The organism is Veillonellaceae bacterium (assembly GCA_012523975.1).
Classification (GTDB): domain Bacteria; phylum Bacillota; class Negativicutes; order JAAYSF01; family JAAYSF01; genus JAAYSF01.
The window spans coordinates 1-2898 of sequence record JAAYSF010000035.1; the positions used below are offsets into that span (position 1 = coordinate 1).

The 2898-nt window shown below is 41.1% G+C and carries 5 protein-coding genes; all 5 read right to left on the reverse strand.

What is annotated here, in order from left to right; translation table 11 throughout:
- Positions 1–264: late competence development ComFB family protein (locus GX348_04620; protein ID NLP41472.1), on the reverse strand; the 264-nt coding region annotated here is incomplete at its 3' end.
- A 10-nt stretch (positions 265–274) separates the two neighbouring features.
- Positions 275–1348, reverse strand: a complete 1074-nt coding sequence (locus GX348_04625; GenBank protein ID NLP41473.1) for a hypothetical protein — start codon at positions 1346–1348, stop codon at positions 275–277.
- 12 nt (positions 1349–1360) lie between these two features.
- Positions 1361–1882: a hypothetical protein gene (locus tag GX348_04630; GenBank protein ID NLP41474.1), complete on the reverse strand. Its 522-nt coding sequence runs from the start codon at positions 1880–1882 to the stop codon at positions 1361–1363.
- Between the two features lie 10 nt (positions 1883–1892).
- Complete coding sequence (locus GX348_04635) at positions 1893–2333, reverse strand: hypothetical protein (GenBank protein NLP41475.1); 441 nt, start codon at positions 2331–2333, stop codon at positions 1893–1895.
- A 24-nt stretch (positions 2334–2357) separates the two neighbouring features.
- Complete coding sequence (locus GX348_04640) at positions 2358–2813, reverse strand: prepilin-type N-terminal cleavage/methylation domain-containing protein (protein NLP41476.1); 456 nt, start codon at positions 2811–2813, stop codon at positions 2358–2360.
- Positions 2814–2898: the final 85 nt, after the last annotated feature.

Consider the following 2898-nt stretch of genomic DNA (forward strand, 5'->3'; position numbering starts at 1 on the left):
ATGATGATGTGGTTCTGAGGTTACTATTTTTAACGCATGAGTTATTGCTGTAATAATGTCAATGGTAAATTGCTGTTCGAGTGCTTTAACTTTTGTATAGGTTTCACCCTTATAAGTAACAACATAACGAGGCGGTAGGAAATTTAAAGCCAAGGCAGCTACATCATAACGGCATTTCTCGCAATTACAAACGCGTGGGTCACTGGCAATTATACGGTCTAAATGCTGGAATACTAAGTCTTCCATGAAGTTTTTTAGTTCCATAATACCCTCCCTAATTGCTTAGTTTTAGATTATTCCAATAGCCGACTTTAACCCGTTCGGGAACCCAAAGCGGCGGCTTCGGTATATAAGGATTTTTTGTTACATTATAATTAGATTTAGCCGGGGGATGCGCCATGAAATTGACGGGGGCGAAAATGGTACCGCCAGCAACTGCGCTTCCGTTAAAGTCAGAAATCCAAATTTCTATGTTCTCGCGCGCAACTAGCGCAGTATTATTAATACTTGCTAAAGCAGGAACAATAATATCCTTTTCCGAAATTAGAATAACGTTGTTTTTTATGGTGGCAAAACCAATGGTAATATTACCTGTTGCATAAATGATACCCGGACCTGAAATAGTGGATGCCCCGAATGAAATATTGTCATCATGATAGTAGATTTTATTATCTAATTTTATAGAGCTAAACCACGAACCAGGAAGTCTCTCTCCATTCTTATAATCCTCACGGATAAAAGTAGGTAACGGCAAATATGGCGGAGCAGACTCACTTTTACTATCCATTATCCGTCCGCGGATATCGTTAAATCCTGTATGCAGTCTGACTCGCCCATGGGCGATTGCATCGCCGTTAACTCTAGTGAGGGCAGTAAAATTAATATCCTGATTGCTGCCGACTGAACCGTTAATGATATTTAAGCCTAATGTCATATCTTTATCAGAATAAGCTGCAAAGTCATAAACAGTCTCTGGGGCTATCTCCATTATTACTTGACGGGACGCGTTACCTACTGTACCGGTAGCAGTAATCACGCGGTTAATTCCTTGTTTTTCAACAGTGACGGTGTAGGTTCCGGGAATCCCGGGGCCTAGTGGCTGATTATGAATTGTTTCTGGCAAAGTCCCATTATTAGTGCTTAATGCAAGCAGCGCTTTTTTGGCGCCAGCCTCGGCGGCATATTGCGCGGCTACACCGTCTCTAAAGGACGCGGCTGTGCGGACCTCCGCCGAACTTACTGAAAGCATAGTACCCCCTAAGGCTAATAACAGCATCATAGCTAAAAGCGCTAAAATACTAACTGAGCCTTGCTGTGTATTTAATTTAGTAGAAGATATATCACTCATCTTATCTACCGCCTATCTTGGAGGTACATTAAGGCTTACAACTGTTGTTTTTAAAGTGATGCTTTGGCGCGGAAGTTTATCAGTGTAAGAATCAATAGCTGTAAGATTAATACTGACTGTGCGGTTATCTGTAGTATCAAGTTCAAAGGTGGCAGCTACCTTAACATTATTTTCACCGGTGATGGGCTGAGCCCCTCCCCCTTCGCTTTTATTCACCCGTCTTAGTACTCCATTACTTGAACAATATATATAGATGGTATCTTCATTGGAAACTGTATCGTTCTTCTTAAAGGTTATGCCACTTTTATTCTCGTCTACAACAACATTTGAGGCATAGCGAAGCTCACGGGCGACAGAATCTAAAGCAAATCTTGCTGTCTGCTGAACTTCAGTTTTACGACTACCTGTTTGCCAGGCTTGCAGTGAAGTTGAAAGCAAACTAACGACTGCCGTCATAAGTAGCACAGTCAAAGCCATTCCAATTACAAGTTCTACTAGTGTTATTCCTGATTGGTTTGATAGATGCCGCTGCATAAAACCTCCGCTAATTGCGTGGAAATGTCGAAAAAGTTGTGTTACGCAACCCATAAGTGGTCATGTTTATAACGTTATCGCCTGTAGTATTGCTCCATTTAACCGTCACTGTTATGACAACAATTTTACAAGTGAGATCGCTAGGAGTATATAAAGATGCTTCTGTCTCGATTGTGCTATTAGGAATTTCATTGCCGGAAGCAATTGTGGTTACCGGATATGTTACCTTATTCCAGTCAGCGATATTATTTCGTCTTTCTTCAATGTCACGTTTTACTTCCTCCATGCGCTGCTGAGCAACATTCGTCGCGATTGTATAATTACCAGCCTTGGTATTGGCCTGCAGTGATTTAGTATACATTCCGACTATAGCAACTAAGGCGACAGTAATTATCAGCATAGCCAATACTACGTCCATCAGTAAAAAACCTTTTTGATTTTTAATATCCATGATTTATCCCATCTTTCCGGGGGATCAAAAACTATCCTTACTGGATTGATCGCTTATCCGTATTCTACCGGTCGACGCAATAATCACAAACTTTTGTTTTTTAGTTTTTTTACTACTTAAAGTTATAGTTGCCGGCTTAAGCGGATAGCCGTTTATACCGAAGATAACACCATCTTTAGGGGTGTAATCAAACTTTACTGACCTAGGCAATGTTACAGACTCTGTTAGTTTTGCATTGACGGTAATGTAATAACGACTTGGATTGGATTTATCAAAGTACATGGACGGGGAGCTCTTAGAAGGGGCTGTATTAATTGATTCTTGCTGAGATTTTCTCAACCCCGCAACGATTAAAGCTGCAGCATTTTCTAGCTCGCGGTTGGCAAGGGTATTCCCCAAGGCTGGGAGAGCCATTCCCGCTAGAATCCCTAGCACCGCAATGACTACAACAACTTCAATTAAAGTAAACCCTCTCTGCATAGGCACCTCACAGAAAGTTGGTTATATACCAATTAATGATTTGGTTTCCATATAGAAGGCTGATAAAAGCTCCAAGAGCAATAAA